Origin of the sequence: Pseudoalteromonas sp. MT33b (genome assembly GCF_014117385.1) — a bacterium.
Lineage (GTDB): Bacteria > Pseudomonadota > Gammaproteobacteria > Enterobacterales > Alteromonadaceae > Pseudoalteromonas > Pseudoalteromonas lipolytica.
The window spans coordinates 2,302,863-2,321,466 of sequence record NZ_CP059831.1 but is presented as its reverse complement, the minus strand read 5'-3'; the positions used below and the strand labels follow the sequence as shown (position 1 = coordinate 2,321,466).

The 18,604-nt window shown below is 42.1% G+C and carries 16 protein-coding genes; 11 read left to right on the top strand and 5 right to left on the bottom strand.

Translation table 11 applies throughout. The features are described 5' to 3' along the window. Positions 1–71: 71 nt before the first annotated feature. Positions 72–833, bottom strand: coding sequence for an outer membrane protein assembly factor BamD (locus tag H3302_RS10650; RefSeq protein ID WP_065978560.1), 762 nt, complete (start codon positions 831–833; stop codon positions 72–74). Between the two features lie 133 nt (positions 834–966). On the opposite strand from H3302_RS10650, the gene rluD reads away from it, so the two are divergent. The 3 genes from rluD (at position 967) to clpB (ending at position 5,347) form a co-directional block, all read left to right on the top strand. Next, positions 967–1,944, top strand: coding sequence for a 23S rRNA pseudouridine(1911/1915/1917) synthase RluD (rluD, locus tag H3302_RS10645; RefSeq protein WP_036967080.1), 978 nt, complete (start codon positions 967–969; stop codon positions 1,942–1,944). A gap of 5 nt (positions 1,945–1,949) precedes the next feature. Then, entirely contained in the window at positions 1,950–2,672 is a 723-nt protein-coding gene (gene pgeF, locus H3302_RS10640) for a peptidoglycan editing factor PgeF (RefSeq protein ID WP_180310976.1), read from the top strand. A 98-nt stretch (positions 2,673–2,770) separates the two neighbouring features. Then, entirely contained in the window at positions 2,771–5,347 is a 2,577-nt protein-coding gene (gene clpB, locus H3302_RS10635) for an ATP-dependent chaperone ClpB (protein WP_118844454.1), read from the top strand. 85 nt (positions 5,348–5,432) lie between these two features. On the opposite strand, the gene H3302_RS10630 is transcribed toward clpB, so the two are convergent. Then, positions 5,433–6,980, bottom strand: coding sequence for a PAS domain-containing methyl-accepting chemotaxis protein (locus H3302_RS10630; RefSeq protein WP_036967088.1), 1,548 nt, complete (start codon positions 6,978–6,980; stop codon positions 5,433–5,435). A 390-nt stretch (positions 6,981–7,370) separates the two neighbouring features. Between H3302_RS10630 and gshA the strand changes: the two genes are divergently transcribed. Both gshA and H3302_RS10620 read left to right on the top strand, forming a co-directional pair. Continuing rightward, positions 7,371–8,945: a glutamate--cysteine ligase gene (gshA, locus tag H3302_RS10625; protein ID WP_180310972.1), complete on the top strand. Its 1,575-nt coding sequence runs from the start codon at positions 7,371–7,373 to the stop codon at positions 8,943–8,945. 135 nt (positions 8,946–9,080) lie between these two features. Then, a complete protein-coding gene (locus H3302_RS10620; RefSeq protein WP_036967095.1) occupies positions 9,081–9,689 on the top strand; it encodes a transglycosylase SLT domain-containing protein in 609 nt (202 codons plus the stop codon). A gap of 301 nt (positions 9,690–9,990) precedes the next feature. Here the strand turns inward: H3302_RS10620 and H3302_RS10615 are convergent, their stop codons facing one another. From H3302_RS10615 to H3302_RS10605, 3 genes are all read right to left on the bottom strand, one after another. Next, a complete protein-coding gene (locus tag H3302_RS10615; RefSeq protein WP_065978556.1) occupies positions 9,991–10,830 on the bottom strand; it encodes a mechanosensitive ion channel family protein in 840 nt (279 codons plus the stop codon). A 151-nt stretch (positions 10,831–10,981) separates the two neighbouring features. Continuing rightward, positions 10,982–12,250, bottom strand: coding sequence for an HlyC/CorC family transporter (locus H3302_RS10610; RefSeq protein WP_141687232.1), 1,269 nt, complete (start codon positions 12,248–12,250; stop codon positions 10,982–10,984). A gap of 61 nt (positions 12,251–12,311) precedes the next feature. After that, on the bottom strand, positions 12,312–13,115 hold the full coding sequence (locus tag H3302_RS10605; RefSeq protein ID WP_065978555.1) for an inner membrane protein YpjD: 804 nt from the start codon (positions 13,113–13,115) through the stop codon (positions 12,312–12,314). A 243-nt stretch (positions 13,116–13,358) separates the two neighbouring features. Between H3302_RS10605 and ffh the strand changes: the two genes are divergently transcribed. The 6 genes from ffh (at position 13,359) to tyrA (ending at position 18,555) form a co-directional block, all read left to right on the top strand. Then, on the top strand, positions 13,359–14,735 hold the full coding sequence (gene ffh, locus H3302_RS10600; RefSeq protein WP_036967108.1) for a signal recognition particle protein: 1,377 nt from the start codon (positions 13,359–13,361) through the stop codon (positions 14,733–14,735). Between the two features lie 241 nt (positions 14,736–14,976). Further along, positions 14,977–15,225: a 30S ribosomal protein S16 gene (gene rpsP / locus H3302_RS10595; protein ID WP_036967110.1), complete on the top strand. Its 249-nt coding sequence runs from the start codon at positions 14,977–14,979 to the stop codon at positions 15,223–15,225. A 17-nt stretch (positions 15,226–15,242) separates the two neighbouring features. Next, positions 15,243–15,776, top strand: coding sequence for a ribosome maturation factor RimM (gene rimM / locus H3302_RS10590; RefSeq protein WP_036967112.1), 534 nt, complete (start codon positions 15,243–15,245; stop codon positions 15,774–15,776). Continuing rightward, positions 15,776–16,543, top strand: coding sequence for a tRNA (guanosine(37)-N1)-methyltransferase TrmD (gene trmD, locus H3302_RS10585; RefSeq protein WP_036967113.1), 768 nt, complete (start codon positions 15,776–15,778; stop codon positions 16,541–16,543). Before rimM ends, trmD begins: the two co-directional genes overlap by 1 nt. Before the next feature lie 33 nt (positions 16,544–16,576). Next, positions 16,577–16,936, top strand: coding sequence for a 50S ribosomal protein L19 (gene rplS, locus H3302_RS10580; RefSeq protein WP_004587324.1), 360 nt, complete (start codon positions 16,577–16,579; stop codon positions 16,934–16,936). Positions 16,937–17,430: 494 nt separating this feature from the next. After that, entirely contained in the window at positions 17,431–18,555 is a 1,125-nt protein-coding gene (gene tyrA / locus H3302_RS10575) for a bifunctional chorismate mutase/prephenate dehydrogenase (protein WP_182395153.1), read from the top strand. Positions 18,556–18,604: the final 49 nt, after the last annotated feature.

Genomic DNA, 18,604 nt, shown 5'->3' with positions numbered 1-18,604 from the left:
AATAGCAGTCACACACACTGTAAAAAAGGCGCCAAATTTGGCGCCTTTTTAATGCTTATTCAGCGCTTAGGTTATTTACGCTTATTTGCTTCGCGCGTTTCTTTAGCATGCGCACTTAGCCCAGGTAAACCTAGCTTCTCGTAGCTTTTCTCCATGATCTCTAATGCTTGATCTAGATAACTGCTTTGCGAGTAGTGTTCAACGACATATTTACCTCGGTTTGCAGCGGCAAGATAAGCTTCACGCTCGTAATAGTACTCTGCTACTTTTAGTTCATAACGCGCCATTTTGTTAAGTAACCATACTAAACGTTTTTTCGCTTCTGGCGCATAAACGCTATTTGGGAAACGTTTCAGTAAGGTTGATAAATCGGTAAATGCAACCCGAGTGCGATTTGCATCTCTATCCGCACGGTCTACACCAAAGTATTCTTGGAATGCGTTTTTGTCTGCTTTGATATTAACCAAGCCACGCATGTAGTACATGTAATCTAAATCTTTGTGATTTGGGTTTAAACGAATGAAACGGTCAATTGTTGCGAGAGCTTGTTCAGTATTGCCTGCTTGATAATGTGCATACACGAGATCCATTTGTACTTGTTTTGATAGTGGACCAAATGGATAGCGTGAATCAATAGCGCTTAATAACTCAATAGCTCGTGCATAAAGGCCCGAATCTAACGTTTGTTTCGCATCTTCATATAAAGCTTGTGCAGATTTATTCGGAACGCGTTGAATATCTTCTTGATCAGGAGCAGATGAACAGGCTCCTAGGCCAAGTAATGAAACTGAAAAAACAATGGCGAACGCACGTTTCCCTATTTTATTTATCATTTTATTTATTACCTTCGATGTCTTCGGCTAGGCCAAGTGAGGAAAACCGAGTAAACTATACATACAATGCTAATTAAAGCGATTCTAACCCAGTCGAGCAAAGCTTGCACTGGTAAATTGGGTAAAGTTACTAATGTCAGAGCAAATTTCTCTCCAAGCCGAGGTTCCAATTGACCTTGGCGGTAAACGTCTAGACCAAGTATTGGCGCAATTGTTCCCTGATTATTCTCGTTCACGTATAAAAACGTGGATTTTGGATGATAAAATCACCGTGAATGGTGAAATATTAAACACCCCGCGTGAAAAATTACTCGGTGGTGAACTGGTCAGTGTTGAAACAACCATTGAAGCACCGCGCGAGTACGAGGCACAAAATATCAAATTAAACATCGTTTATGAAGACGATGATATATTAGTAATCAATAAACCGATGGGATTAGTGGTACACCCAGGGGCTGGTAATCCAGACGGTACAGTATTGAATGCCTTGCTTCATCATTACCCCGATATAATTAACGTGCCGCGTGCAGGTATCGTGCACCGTCTTGATAAAGACACCACAGGTTTAATGGTGGTAGCAAAAACAATTCCTGCGCAAACGCACTTAGTGTCTGCACTGCAAAAGCGTGAAAACTTCACACGTGAATATGAAGCAATTTGTAATGGCACTATGACGGCAGGCGGTATGATTGAAAAGCCAATTGGCCGCCATGCAACAAAACGTACTCACATGGCTGTTCATGAAATGGGCAAACCTGCGGTGACTCATTACCGTGTTGCTGAAAAGTTTCGTGCACACACACGCTTACGTTTACGCCTAGAAACTGGCCGTACTCACCAAATTCGTGTGCACATGGCGTATTTAAACCATCCACTGGTTGGTGATCAGTTATATGGCGGGCGCCCACGTCCACCGAAAGGCGCAACGCCAGAGCTATTTCAAATGCTGAGAGACTTTAAACGTCAGGCATTGCATGCGGTTAAATTGTCAATTGCGCACCCTATCACAGGTGAGTTAATGACTTGGCAGGCGCCTATTCCAGACGATATGGCCGCTATGACAGAAGCATTGCGAGCTGATACGAAAGCCAATCCAAATATTGAGTATTAAACATTATGATTACGCCAACATGGACTGCCCCTGACACTATTGGGGCCCTCAGTACAACTCGTGAAAACGGGGTATCTAAGGCACCGTTTAATAGCTTTAATGTGGGGTTTCATGTTGGTGATGATGAGCAAGCTGTGCAGGCAAATCGCACTGCTTTAACGAGGCAATTGCCAAGCCCAGCTGTGTGGTTAAATCAAGTACATAGTGCGGATGTGGTGGTGGTTGATGAACGCGTTGATATTCATTCAGTAAGTAGCGCTGATGCACTTTATACTCGCCTAAAGCAGCAACCGCTTGCCATCATGACGGCCGATTGTTTACCCGTGCTATTGTGTTCAACGTCAGGGGATGAAGTTGCTGCGGTTCATGGTGGGTGGCGCGGATTAGCGAAGGGAATTCTTGCCAATACACTGAGTAAGTTTAAGGCTGAGCCTGCTGACATCATTGCCTGGTTTGGTCCTGCTATCGGGGCTTTGCAGTTTGAAGTCGGGCAGGATGTTAAAGATTGTTTTTGCGATCAAAACCAGATTCATCAGCATGCATTTACTGCCCAAGGTGAAAAATACTTAGCGGATATTTATTTACTTGCCAAGCAGCAACTCACTCAGCTTGGTGTTGTGGGTATTTATGGCGCAGAGTATTGCACCTACTCACAGCCATCATTATTTTTTTCGTATCGACGAGATGGTCAAACAGGGCGAATGGCAAGCTTGATCTGGCGCAAATAATCGCACTTTTTAGTGATTAAATTTTCATCTCTTACTTGAACAAACTACATATCATACCCATTAATTAAGCAATTAGTTTTTTTAATAGGTAAACCTTCATGCGTTTAGATAGATTTACAAGTAAATTTCAATCTGCGCTTTCAGATGCGCAGTCATTAGCACTTGGGCGCGATCATCAATTTATTGAGCCCGTGCACTTAATGTATTCATTACTTCAGCAAAGTGGCTCTAGTGTTCGTGCACTCCTTGCGCAAGCTGGTGTGAGTGCAGACGAGTTAAATACAAAATTATCACAAGAAATCGAAAAGCTTTTTAAAGTAGAAGGCGTTGGTGGCGACGTACAGCTATCGAATAATATGGTTTCGTTAATTAACTTATGTGATAAATATGCTCAAAAGCGTAAAGATAAATATATATCGAGTGAACTTTTTGTACTTGCTGCGTGCGATGATAAAGGCCCGCTTGGAGATATATTTAAAGCGCTCAATATTACTTCAACAAAAATTGAAGCGGCCATAGAGGCTATTCGTGGCGGTCAAAAAGTGGATGACCCGAATGCGGAAGAAACCCGTCAGGCATTAAAAAAATTCACCATCGACCTTACTGAGCGTGCCGAGCAAGGTAAGCTTGATCCTGTGATTGGCCGCGATGACGAAATACGCCGTACCATTCAGGTTTTACAACGTCGTACGAAGAACAACCCCGTGTTAATTGGTGAGCCAGGCGTGGGTAAAACAGCCATTGCTGAAGGCTTAGCACAACGTATTATTAATGGTGAGGTACCCGAAGGGCTCAAGAGCAAACGCGTGTTGTCGCTTGATTTAGGGGCATTAGTTGCGGGTGCTAAGTACCGTGGTGAGTTTGAAGAGCGTTTAAAATCAGTTTTAAATGAATTAGCCAAAGAAGAGGGCCAAGTAATCCTCTTTATTGATGAAATTCATACCATGGTTGGTGCAGGTAAAACTGATGGTGCGATGGATGCAGGGAACATGTTAAAACCTGCTCTTGCACGTGGTGAGCTTCACTGTGTGGGAGCCACAACGCTTGACGAGTATCGCCAATACATTGAAAAAGATGCAGCACTTGAACGTCGCTTTCAAAAGGTATTCGTAGCAGAGCCATCGGTAGAAGACACTATCGCGATTCTTCGTGGTTTAAAAGAGCGTTACGAGCTACATCACTCTGTTGATATTACCGATCCGGCAATTGTTGCAGCGGCGCAGCTATCGCACCGTTACATTAGCGATCGTCAGTTACCCGATAAAGCGATTGATTTGATTGATGAAGCGGGCTCGTCAATTCGTTTACAAATTGACTCTAAACCAGAGTCACTTGATAAACTTGAGCGTCGTATTATTCAGTTAAAACTCGAAGATAATGCACTTGCCAAAGAAAAAGATGAAGCAAGTCAAAAGCGTCGTACTGAAATGCAAGAGCTAATAGCTGAACTTGAAGTGCAGTATCGTGAGCTTGATGAAGTATGGAATGCCGAAAAAGCTTCTTTGCAAGGCACACAAGTGATTAAAGCGGAGCTTGAACAAGCTCGTTTAGACTTAGAAGTCGCGCGCCGAGCAAGTGATTTACAACGGATGTCTGAATTACAGTATGGCCGTATTCCTGAACTTGAACGCAAGTTAGATCTTGCATCGCAAGCAGAAATGCAAGAAATGAGCTTACTTAAAAACCAAGTTGGTGAAGATGAAATTGCAGAAATTTTATCGCGCTGGACAGGTATACCCGTCTCTAAAATGCTGCAAGGCGAGCGAGAAAAACTACTGCAAATGGAAGATCAACTTCATCACAAAGTCATTGGCCAAGATGAAGCCGTGGTTGCTGTAGCGAATGCAATTCGTCGGTCACGTGCAGGGCTTGCTGATCCAAACCGCCCAATAGGTTCTTTTTTATTCTTAGGCCCAACAGGGGTAGGTAAAACAGAGCTTACTAAAGCGCTTGCAAGTTTTATGTTTGACACTGAAGATGCCATGGTGCGTATTGATATGTCTGAGTTTATGGAGAAACACTCAGTGGCACGCTTAGTGGGAGCACCGCCGGGTTACGTTGGATATGAAGAAGGTGGCTATTTAACAGAAGCTGTTCGTCGTCGTCCATACTCTGTTATTTTGCTTGATGAAGTAGAAAAAGCGCACCCCGACGTGTTCAATATACTTTTACAAGTGCTTGATGATGGCCGCTTAACTGATGGACAGGGTCGTACCGTTGATTTTAAAAATACGGTGATCATTATGACCTCAAACTTAGGATCAGACATCATCCAAGAGCAAGCTGGTTCGAACGACTATGCAACGCTAAAAGAGAAAGTGATGGGCGTGTTGGTAAGCCAATTTAGACCCGAGTTTATAAACCGGATTGATGAAACGGTGGTATTCCATCCACTTGCGAATGATCATATTAAAGAAATTGCCGATATTCAGTTAGGTAAACTGCGTGAACGCTTAACCGAAAAAGGCTATCTTCTGGAGGTAACTGATGCTGCCCTTGACCGTATAGCAGAAAGTGGTTTTGATCCTGTCTATGGTGCACGACCGTTAAAACGTGCAATTCAGCACACCATAGAAAACCCGCTAGCGCAGCGCTTGCTTGGAGGTGAATACCTACCTGGTGCTATTATCCATATTGATGCAGATGAAAATGGGTTGGTTTTTTCAACCCGTTAATATCGGCAAATAAAGAAGCCGCATCAAATGATGCGGCTTTTGTGTTTGATTAAACAATTTAAATAAATCGCTTATTTAAGAAACACTAAACTTTAAACGTTAATAGCATATCGTTTACTTTGCGCGACCCCTCAACGAGGCCTGCGGCATCTTTAGCTACGTTATAGCTGAGCTTTAAGTTCTCTTCGCTGTGTCCTTTAATACTTTCAACGTTTTCGCGTATATCTGCACTGACAACTTGTTGCTCTTCGGCTGCGGTAGAGATTTCGGTCGCCAAACCAGATATTTCATTTATCTGTGCGAATATACTCGCAAGCTCAGCTTGAGTATGTGTGGTTGTTTCAACACAACTATCAGCTTGTTGCTTAGTTGACTGCATTACTTTAGACCAACTAAATAATGTATCTTGAATTTCTTTAATTGAACTATGAATTTGCGCAGTGGCGTTCTGTGTTCGTGAAGAAAGTGCACGCACTTCATCGGCAACGACAGCAAAACCTCGACCATGATCACCTGCACGGGCAGCTTCAATTGCGGCGTTTAAGGCAAGTAAGTTTGTTTGCTCAGCTATACCTTCAATTTCAGTCATCACTTGGCCGATTTTATCGGCTTCACTGGCTAATGAATTAGCGGTTGTTGCTGCTTGTTCAACTTGGTTAGCAAGGTCTGATACCATTGCGCTATTGTCTTCAATATGCAGTTTGATATCTGTACAGCTTTGGTATGTATCATTTACTTTTTCAGCTGTATGGTGCGTATTTGCTGATATTTCACCAATGGTTGCGCTCATTTGTGTCATTGCAGTCGCAATATCACCTAAACGCTGACCTTGTGCCGCTATACCCTGCTCAGTAAGCGATGACTGCGTATCTAAGTTTGTAGCGATATTCTTAAAGGAGTAGGTCGAGTCTTTAACGCGACCCAGCACTGTTCGTAATTTTGCAAATAGCATCTGCTGGTTATATTGCGCAATACTAAATGGGTGTGCACCGCAATACACATAGCGTGACACAGAATCAAACTCTGCACGCTGTGATTTAAGTGCTGAAGGAGTCACTATTAACTCATCATAATTAAGCGCAGCAAGCAGTAAAATAATGGCAAGTGTCGCTAATACAGTCATCAACGATGTGGTAAAACCAAGTGCAATAACCCCCGCAAGAATAATAATCAAAGACACTATTTGCCTTAGTGACACATTTTCGCGAAACGAGGCGATTGATTTGCCATCATTAATCTTTTGATACAAAGCCGTAGCGCGTGTTTTCAAGTGTTCAGAGGGTTTTGTACGCACTGATTGATAGCCGACTAATTGTCCATGTTCGTAAATGGGTGTGACAAAGGCATCAACCCAATAATAACGTCCATCTTTACAGCGGTTTTTTACCATGCCTCGCCAAGAGTGGCCTTGTTTAAGCTTTTCCCACATTTCTTTAAATGCGGCTTTAGGCATATCTGGGTGGCGCACTATGTTATGGTTTTTACCTAATAGCTCATCTTCGGTATAGCCCGCTATGTTACAAAATTCTGTGTTTACGTAGGTAATTACCCCGCGTAAATCGGTTGTCGAGACAAGCTCCTGTTGTTCAGAGTATGTCACTTCTTGATTAATGATTTCTTGCCCACGACGCATATGAGTCCTTGAAATATACTTTATTACGGTGTGCGGATTATAATCTCAGAAAAATGTAAGGGAAGAGGGGACAAGCTGATTACTGCTAAAGTTTTAGAAATTTTATTCATCCCTTGATCTAAAACAATAACTTGTCTGATAAATTATGCTTAAACTAACCCTTTTGTATTGCATGAAATGAATGTCAAAAATAATCGGTCTTGCTGATGGGGGTGATGAAGCAATTTAGCATCAATGAAGTGCCCTCAAACCAATTGTATAATAGTATTCACAATGGCAAGATGAGCTATGAGTGACGGAGCATAAAATCAAACAACTATTTACTCTTGAGTATTTATTTTTTGCCCCCATACACTTAGGATTAAAGCCACGCGGCTCGAGGAAGCATTTTTGATAAAACATAATTTAAATAAAACGCTAGAAGCGTTAACAGCACATTTTCCACACGCAATAAATGGGATTAAACGTGGCATCGAGCGAGAAGCATTAAGGATTAAACCAAATGGTGTTATCTCAAAACAGGGTCACCCACAAGGAGTGGGAAGCGCCTTAACCAATGACCATATCACCACTGATTTTTCTGAGTCTTTATTAGAATTCATTACGCCTGTTAGCACATCGGCTGAGCAAACATTAGCGCAGCTTAAAGATTTGCAAAAGTTTACCTTGTCACAGATGGATGATGAGCTGCTATGGCCTATCAGCATGCCATGCTTTATTGATAATCAAGATGACATTGTGTTGGCTCAGTTTGGTGACTCAAACATAGGGCGCATGAAAACGTTGTACCGAGAAGGGTTAAAGAATCGGTATGGCAGCATGATGCAAGCTATTGCTGGTGTGCATTTTAATATCTCTTTTCCTGATGAGTTATGGCAGAGCTTGCACGTGTTGAGTGCCAGTGAGCAACCACTTAGCACCTTTATTTCAGATGGTTATCTGGGGCTTATTCGAAACTTTAAGCGTGAGCTTTGGTTAATAAGTTACTTATTTGGTGCGTCACCTGCATTATGTAGCTCATTTTTACAAGGGCGAAAAACTGATCTGCCATTTAAAAAGTTGGGCAAAGGCACATTGTACCTTGAGGTTGGCACCGCACTGCGATTAGGTAATTTAGGTTACACAAACAGCGCTCAATCATCGTTGCGAGTGATGTATAACTCGCTTGAGGAGTACGTAGCAGGTTTGAAAGCTGCCATTCATACGCCTTCAGATATCTACGGTCATATTGACGACTACACCCGTGCTGAACCAAAGCAGCTTAATAAAAATATCTTACAGATAGAAAATGAGTTTTACTCGCCAATTCGACCAAAACGTAATGCTACATCAGGCGAAACACCGACAGATGCCCTATTACGAGGGGGCATTGAGTACATAGAAGTGCGTGCACTTGATGTAAATCCATTCAGTGAAACAGGGATCGATTTACAGCAAATCCGTTTCCTCGATGTCTTTTTAACGTATTGTCTTTTAAGCGAATCTCCAACAATGGATTGGCAAGAGCAACAGTTAAGCACGCAGAACCTTGATGCGGTAGTTAATGAAGGGCGCAACCCTGAATTACAATTAACAAAACAAGGTGAAGCAGTTAGCTTGGTTGATTGGGCATCGACTATTTTTGAGAGTCTAATCCCTGTTGCGCGTTATATGGACAGTGCGTATGGCGTAAGTTATTACAGCGAAACAATTCATGAGCTGTCGAGTTGGGTAATTGAGTCAAGTAAAACGTTTTCAGGGCGTTATGTTGCAACACTTGCAAAAGAAAACCAAGATAACGGCCAGTTTGCTTTAGCACTTGCACAGCAATATAAAGAAAATCATTTAGCTGCGGATTATCAGTATTACGATCCGGCTTTTTTAAGGGAACAAGCCGTCAATTCGATTGCAAAAGAGCGTGAAGTAAAAGCAGCAGATACGCTATCTTTTACGGCCTTTTTAGATGATTACTTTGCTAAAGCTTAGCGGCTTTTAGGCATAAAAAAACGCAGCCTAGGTTGGCTGCGTCAAAGATTCTTCAGGGATGAAACAATGCTATACTGCTGCATTCATAAAGTCAGACTGACTCAATAAGAAAAAGTTCAGCGAGATATTAAAAAAATGAAAAAAAATTTAATTATTTTATCGCTGGTCGCTTCTATGGCGGGTTGTGCCACGGCTCCACCAGAGCAACCGCATGATATTTGTAAGATTTTCGAAGAAAAACCTGATTGGTATTATGATGCACGTGATGCACAAGAAAAGTGGGGCTCGCCAAAACATGTGCTGATGAGCATGATGTATCAAGAAAGTTCATTCCGTCATGATGCCGCTCCACCGATGGAATACTTTTTATGGATTATTCCTATCGGCCGAGCAAGCTCTGCCTATGGTTACTCGCAAGCAAAAACACCAACGTGGTCAGACTATATTCGTGAAACCGGCAACAGTGGCGCTGACAGAGATGACTTTGATGATGCCATCGATTTTATGGCTTGGTTTGTTTATAAAACACATAAAGTGAATGGTGTATCAAAGTGGGATGCTTACGCACAATACCTAAATTACCACGAAGGGTGGGGCGGGTATAAGCGCGGTACCTACAAAAGCAAAAAGTGGTTAATGAGTGTAGCTAATAAAGTAAAACACCGTGCGAGCCGGTATGGTGCTCAGCTTAAACAGTGTGAAGATGAGCTTGATAAAAACTGGTTTGAGCGCTTATTTGGTTAAACAGGTACAAAAATATAAAAAGCCCGCAACTACGTAATGCCAGTCAGTTAAGCAGTTTTTTGAATAAATATGTGAATATTATTCAGTTAAAGCTGCTTAAAGCAGGTGGGGACAAAATTAGCTAAAGACCATATAGCAAAAGGGCTTCAGTAAGATTTTTATAAATCATCGCTGTAACCCTTTATTTTATTGGTTTTTCCTTAACTGATCTGCATTACGCAACTACGGGCTTTTTTATTGCATTCAATTGCACTACAAAGAGTACCCATTCTGTTACTGTTAGGTACACTTGTGCATGTGATTACTTGCCAGGAAACTGGTGAATATGCACATCGCGCTGCGGGAATGGGATAGTGATATCTGCTGCATCGAAAGCAATTTTCACTTTTTCATAGAGGCCAAAATACACAGGCCAATAGTTATCAGAATCAACCCATGCCCAAACGAGCATACCAATGTGGCTGTCACCATGTTGACTAACATGCACAACAGGTTTCTTCGCTTCTTGGTCTTTAAGCACTAATTCGTAGTCATTAAGGACACTCAGTAGTACTTCACGGGCTTTATGAACGTCATCGCCATAGCTAATACCAAATTCAATGTCGACACGGCGAGTGGCTTCCGCAAACTTATTCTTCACGCAGCCGTTTGACAGGGCCCCATTCGGAATGATTATTTTTTCATTATCGTAGGTAAGCAAAATAGTGACGAAAATCTGAATTTCAACGACTTTCCCCATGTAACCTTGTGCTTCAATAACATCGCCCACTTTAAAAGGTTTAAAGAATAAGATCAGCACACCACCTGCAAAATTAGCCAGACTGCCTTGCAATGCCATACCCACAGCTAAACCTGCAGCACCGAGCATTGCGATGAATGAGGTGGTTTCTATGCCAATCATTGAGGCGACAGAAATAAGTAATAGTATCTTCAGAATGACAGAAATAAACGACACTAGAAAGTGTGTCAGGCCTGCTTCAAACTTTACTTTATACATTGATTTTTCGGTCATCTTGGCAATTCTGCCAATTAGCCACCAACCAATAACAAGCACCAAAATCGCTAAAATAAACTTTGGTCCATACGTCATGAGTAGCTCAATTGCTTGGTTATATACTTTTTCGATCGATATTTCGTCCATTTTTGCTCCATGTAACGAGACGTTAAAATATGCAAGCCATAGTAGACGAATTAGCTGCTTAATGTGTGTTTATAGGTATGAAATAGGAAACTTCGGGGTAGAATTATGAAATAAGCTATAAAAAAAGGAGTAGCAAGCTACTCCTTATCTGTTATTCAGTTCGTTTACTGGGAATAACTTTCACCAGTTTTACCATATTCTCTTTCACTTCCAATACTTCTATTGGGTAGCCTGCTATTCGTAGGCTTAAATTCGAATCTGGGATATCTTCAAGGTATTCAACAATTAAGCCACTCAAGGTTTTAGGGCCATCGATAGGTAATTCCCACCCCATCTCTTTATTTAGATCACGGATGTTTGCACCACCATCAACAAGCACTGTGCCATCATCTTGAGTTGTCACTTCTTCACTTGGAGTACGTGTTTGCGTTGTGGTGAAATCACCTACCACTTCTTCAAGAATGTCTTCAAGAGTTACAAGGCCTTGAATATCACCGTATTCATCAACCACTAAACCAATTCGTTCTTTTGATTGTTGGAATTTCAAAAGCTGTGTGTTCAGCGAGGTACCTTCAGGGATAAAGTAAATCTCGCGGACCGCACGCAGTAATGATGGTTTATCAAACTGCTCTTTCGTCAATAGACGAAGTGCATCACGTGAGTGAATAAAACCAACCGCATCATCAATTTGGTCGCGATAAAGTAATACGCGAGTATGCTGTGCATGTGTTAGTTGGCGACTGATTAGTTTCCAATCGTCATTAATATCAATGGCGACAATTTCGTTGCGTGGGATCATGATGTCTTCGACGGTCACTTGCTCTAAATCTAAGATAGACGTCAGCATGCTTTGGTGACGTGCAGGCAATAAGGCACCCGATTCATTAACCACGGTTTTTAATTCTTCTTTACTTAAGCTGTGCTCTTCGATTTGCGCGGTCGTAATACCAAATAAACGTAACATACCATTGGTCAGCCAGTTTACCATTACAACGAACGGGAAGAGTATTTTAAGCAAGCCTTTAAGCACGATAGAGCTAGGAAACGCGACTTTTTCAGGGTAGAGAGCCGCGAGCGTTTTTGGTGTAACTTCAGCAAAAATTAACACCACTAAAGTCAGAGCACCTGTCGCAATAGCCAAGCCAACATCACCGTATAAGCGAATACCAATAATCGTCGCAACCTGTGCTGCAGCGATATTAACTAGGTTGTTACCAATCAAGATCAGACCAATAAGTCTGTCTGGGCGACTTAAGAGTTTACTGACGCGTTTCGCTGCGCGATGGTTTTCTTTCGCAAGATGGCGTAAACGAATACGGTTAATTGACATAATTCCGGTTTCAGAACCCGAAAAATAAGCAGAAATAAGTATCAATAATCCCAATACGATAAACAGGGTACTAGTCGATATGTCGTCCAACGATGGATCCTTTTTTTATAAACCAATGCATATTAAGCTAGAGAGAGCTTGCTGAGTCAAGTTAAAACTTATTTAGTATCACTTCTTGAATGAAACGGCTGCCAAAATAAGCAAGTGATAGGATAAATGCAGCTATCATGATCGAAAATACCACGGGTTTTCCTCGCCAACCTTGGCGTAAGTGACCAACCGTAACAACCGTGAAAATAAGCCACGCAATCAATGATAAAACCGTTTTATGGATAAACTCACTGGCAAACATACCGTCTAAGAATATAAAACCAGACAGAAGTGCGAAGGTGAGTAAAATAGTGCCTAAAGTTAATAGTTGGTAGAGCTGACGCTCGACCACCATTAGCGGGGGTAAATGGCTGTGCACAATGGCCAAATCTTTACGCTTTAAGCGTTTATCAATAAAGTAAAATTGTATAGCGTATAAAGTCGCGATAATAAGTACGCAATAAGCTAGCAAAGATAGCGAGATATGTGTCACCAAGCCTAGTTCTACATCAATGGTATGAATAATCACATGATGCGGTATAAATAGGCTAGCAAGCGTTAAAATAGCTGCAAAGCCATAAACAACAGGCAATAGCAACGTTGCAGGAAACTTAAGCGACACCGCCGTGACAGACACCACAATGACCCAGCAGGTTAAAAGTGCCACATTAACAATGCTTAAATCTTGGCCGTCTGCTCGAAAAACAGAATTCACCAGTAATAACATATGTGCAAGGATTGCTACGGTGCTTAAAATCACCGTGAGCTTTTGGCTTGGGCCTTGTTTGTGAAAAAGGCGTGAAAGCACATGCGACGTTGCTAACACATAAAACAAACTAGCAATAATAGTTAAACTAATAATCATCGTGTTTTGGCCACTTAATTTATATCAATAAATCCTTGTCTCATTGATGCCATTGTATTTTATAGCAAGGCAAAAGCATAGAGTTTGTAAAAAGAAACTCAAACAGCGCACTTGAACACTGTATTGTCGACCACCATTTACGGTATACTGCTAGGAATTGAAATTTAATATTGCCTGTATTGCAACTTAAATTGTGTTTTTTGCGCGCTTTACAGGTGAAACACGTTTTATCGGAACCTTTACATGTTTGAGAATCTCCAAGAACGCTTAGGTAAAACCTTAAAAAATATCAGTGGCCGCGGACGCTTAACTGAAGACAATATTAAAGATACATTACGTGAAGTCCGCATGGCATTTTTGGAAGCGGATGTTGCGTTACCCGTTGTTCGTGATTTTGTTAAGCAAGTTAAAGAACGCGCAGTTGGCGTTGAAGTAACTAAAAGCTTAAGCCCGGGCCAAGTGTTCATTAAAATCGTTCGTGAAGAGCTTGAAAAAGCCATGGGCGAAGCAAATGAAGAGCTAAGCCTGAATGCGCAGCCGCCAGCAGTTGTGATGATGGCGGGTTTACAAGGTGCCGGTAAAACGACCAGTGTGGGTAAACTTGCTAAGTTCTTAAAAGAACGCAAAAAGAAATCTGTGCTTGTGGTGAGTGCTGACGTATATCGTCCTGCGGCAATCAAACAGCTTGAAACCCTAGCTACTGAAGTAGGGGTTGAGTTTTTCCCAAGTGATATTTCGCAAAAGCCTGTTGATATTGCCAGTAATGCGATTGCCCACGCGAAGAAAAAGTTTATTGACGTTGTTTTAGTTGATACAGCGGGCCGTTTGCACGTTGACAGCGACATGATGGATGAAATCAAGGCACTACACAGTGCGATTAATCCTATTGAGACCTTATTTGTTGTTGACGCAATGACAGGTCAAGATGCTGCAAATACAGCAAAAGCGTTTGATGAAGCATTACCACTCAGTGGTGTGATTCTAACGAAAACTGATGGTGATGCCCGTGGTGGTGCTGCTTTATCTATTCGCCATATCACCGGTAAGCCGATTAAGTTCATGGGTGTGGGTGAGCGCACCGATGCTCTTGAACCATTCCATCCTGACCGTATAGCGTCGCGTATTCTAGGCATGGGTGATGTACTTTCATTGATCGAAGAAGTCGAAATGAAAGTCGACAAGGAGAAAGCCGCCAAAGTTGCTGAAAAAGTATTTAAAGGCGATGGCTTTACACTTGATGATTTTGCTGAGCAGCTGCGCCAAATGAAAAACATGGGCGGTATGATGTCGATGCTTGATAAATTGCCAGGTATGCAAAATTTACCCGATGCAGTAAAAGGGCAAATGGGTGATAAAACATTTGTGCAAATGGAGGCGATTATTAACTCAATGACGCCAAAAGAACGCGCCCGTCCTGAAATCATTAAAGGCTCACGTAAAAAACGTATTGCAGCGGGTTCTGGTACTCAAGTACAAGAAATCAATAAATTGCTTAAGCAATTTACGCAGATGCAAAAGATGATGAAGAAAATGAAAGGTAAAGGCGGCATGATGAAAATGATGCGCGGCATGAAAGGGATGTTACCACCAGGTATGATGGGTGGCGGACCTAAGTTTTAATTTTCAAAAAGTCCGTTACGTATAAAAAAGGAGCAAATAGCTCCTTTTTTAATGGATAAATTATGCCGAATTTAGGCGCAGATGTAAGATCTAACGCACAGATCAGTGTTTAATCAACTAAACTTACATTTTGCATCACTTCTTACTTGCAATGTTGCAAAAAACTCGTACAATTCCCCAGCTCCCCGTACTGGGGAGTAAATCTTATTAATGAAAACAGTCAATCTATTTAGAGGACGGTATGGTAACTATTCGTTTGCAACGTGGTGGCGCTAAAAAACGCCCTTTCTATCAAATTGTGGTTGCGGATAGCCGTTTCTCGCGTGACGGTCGCTTCATCGAGAAAGTAGGTTTCTTTAACCCAATCGCTTCTGGTCAGGAAGAAAAAGTACGTTTAGATTTATCTCGTGTTGAACACTGGGTAGGTCAAGGCGCATCTCTTTCAGATCGCGTAGCTAAATTAGTTAAAGACGCTCGTAAAGCGGCTTAATAGGCGTAAGTGTAACCATGAGTCAAGAGAACACCTCGATAATTGTTGTAGGAAAGCTCGGCGCCCCCTATGGTATAAAGGGCTGGCTTAAGGTGCATTCATTTACTGATGATCCCGAAGGGATCTTCGATTTCAGCCCATGGTTGATAGGGCAACAAGGTAAATGGCAGACCTTAGAGGTGGTCGACTGGCGTCGCCACAACAAAGGCTTTATCGCTAAAGTTGCGCAAGTAAACGATCGAGACCAAGCAATGGCTTTCACCAATGTTGAAATCTCTGTTGACGCGGCGCAACTACCAGAATTACCGCAAGGTGAATTCTATTGGCGAGATCTCATTGGCATGTCTGTTGTAACCGATAAGGGTTACGACTTAGGCACGGTTGATGACCTAATGGAGACAGGTTCAAATGATGTTTTGGTTGTGAAAGCAAACAAAAAAGATGCATTTGGCCAAGCTGAGCGTTTAATTCCTTTTTTAACAGACTCTGTTATTAAAGAAGTTAAACACGAAGCAAGAGAAATTACCGTAGACTGGGACCCAGGGTTTTAATGTCACAAACGAGTTCGTTATGGGTAGGGGTGATAAGCCTTTTCCCGGACATGTTTGATGCTATTACCACTCAAGGGGTAACAGGTCGCGCAGTTAAAAATGGTTTAATTGACTTTAACTGCTGGAATCCACGTGACTACGCTACTGATAAGCATAGAACCGTGGATGATCGTCCTTATGGGGGCGGTCCCGGCATGTTGATGATGGTTGAACCATTGAAACAAGCCATCCTTGACGCTAAAAAAGCGGCAGGCGATGGTGCAAAAGTAATTTATATGTCCCCGCAAGGGCGCAAATTAGATCAGCAAGGTGCGGCTGAATTAGCCAATTCCGATAAACTGATTTTGATTGCCGGTCGCTATGAAGGTATAGATGAGCGAATCATAGAGTCATATGTTGACGAAGAATGGTCAATAGGTGATTTTATTCTGAGTGGTGGTGAACTACCCGCTATGACATTAATTGACGCTGTTGCGCGATTAGTGCCTGGTGTACTAGGTCACAATCAGTCAGCAGAGCAAGATTCATTTTCGGATGGATTGCTTGATTGTCCTCACTATACACGGCCAGAAACATTGGATGATAAACAGGTGCCTGCTGTATTGCTCAGCGGAAACCACCAAGAAATTGCTAAATGGCGCTTAAAGCAGTCATTAGGTAGAACTTGGTTACGTCGTCCTGACTTGTTGCATAACCTAGCTCTGACTGAGGAGCAAGCGGCACTTCTTGCAGAATTCAAGCAAGAGTACCAACAAGCTTGTGGCTAGAAGACAGTTACACCTAGGAAAGTGAGAAATATAATGGCAAAAGTAAACCAAAATATTATTAAAGCGCTTGAAGAAGAGCAGCTTAAAACAGACGTACCAGCATTCGGCGCTGGTGATACAGTAGTTGTACAGGTACGTGTAAAAGAAGGTAACAAAGAGCGTCTACAGGCCTTTGAAGGTGTTGTAATCGCTAAGCGTAATCGTGGTCTTCACTCAGCTTTCACAGTTCGTAAAATCTCGAGCGGTGAAGGTGTTGAGCGTGTATTCCAAACGCACAGCCCTCTTATCGACAGCGTAACAGTTAAGCGTCGCGGTGCAGTTCGCCGTGCGAAGCTTTACTATCTACGTGAGCGTTCTGGTAAATCTGCACGTATTAGAGAAAAACTTAACTAATACGCGCTGTTTATCAACGCAAAAAAAACGGGTTGCAGCCTTCGGGTTGCAACCCGTTTTGGTTTTAAGGGAACAATTTTTCTATTGTATTAATTCGCTTAATTAAGAGAGCAGTTTTGAAGCGATAAAACGTCATTGATAACAAGGCAAAAATGTCGTTATTTAGTCATTCTCGGCAATAGCTCCTGCATTGCTCTACCTTCTGCATCCATGCAGTCGTAAATCAGACATTTTTAACGCAGGTAGCGACAGGTTTAATCCCTCAAAATGATGAAGCATTATTGTGGATTGAAATTAGCTGGCTTCTTCTTATTTTACTTTTCACACCTCTTTCAATAATTCCCGTACAGCAATATTTGAACTGGCGTATTTCCCCTGCGTGATTAGCCCAAGGACTTTGTACTTTGCTGCTTATGCTGGTACTATATTTCGTATTAAAAGGTTTACTTTTTTGTATATTTTAGTTTACGTTTTGGGTTTGAGGTGTAGTAACAGTGGATAAGCTAGCAGAATTAAGAGCAGGGATCGATGAATGTGACGCGCAATTAGTCGCGTTATTAGCAAAGCGTAATGGTATTACAGAACAAATAGGGGCTATTAAGCAGCAAACAGGGGCGCCATTACATGCGCCTGACCGTGAAGCCGATTTGCTGGCAGCTCGTCGCCAAGAGGCAATGAGTCAAGGCGTTAACCCTGAGCTTGTTGAAGATATCCTGCGTCGTATGATGCGAGAAGCGTATCAAAATCAGCAAGGGAGCTTGGCCTGTTCTGCTCCTCAGCTATCTCCGATTGTCATTGTGGGTGGTCAAGGAGCTATGGGGCAATTATTTGCCCAACAATTTATTCGTTCTGGGTATGAAGTCCGTATTTTAGATAAACAACAGCAGGCTGATAGTGAAGCTATTTTAGCAGGCGCAAAGTTGGTGTTAGTGAGTGTGCCAATCAATGCGTTAGAACAGGTAGTAGCTGCATTACCAACGCTTGATGATGAGTGTTTATTGGTTGATATAACCTCGGTGAAGCAAAAGCCATTAAAAGCATTAATGGCAGCTCATTCAGGCCCTGTTGTTGGTTTACACCCAATGTTTGGCCCCGATATATCTCATTGGGTAAAGCAGACTGTTGTGGTATGTGAAGGACGTAATCATGAAGTAGCGCAAGGATTATTGGCACAATTACAAGTGTGGGGCTGTCAGATAGTGGAAATGGATGCTAAAAAGCATGATGAAGCAATGCAAATTATCCAGGTCATGCGCCACTTAACGACTTTTGTTTATGGTCAGTTTTTAGCAAAACAAAGTCATACACTCGCAGAACTGAGAAGTTGTTCATCACCCATTTATCAGCTAGAGCTCATGATGGTTGGTCGTTTATTTGCGCAATCGCCAGAGCTTTACTCTGATATTATGCTTGCGCAATTTGATGATGTCGAAGCCTTATTGGCTAACTACCAAGATACGTTTGCGCAAACATTAGAAAAATTAAAAGCGGGTGATAAAGCCGCTCTTATAGATGCCTTTGCAGAAGCTAAAGCGTATTTTTCAGATGCAACGGCACATTTCTTGACACAAAGTCGTAGCTTATTGAATAAAGCGAATGATGCTAAAGTACTTGATTAACACTGTCGCATAAGTAAAAGCGAGCACATTGTATGCTGCTCGCTATACA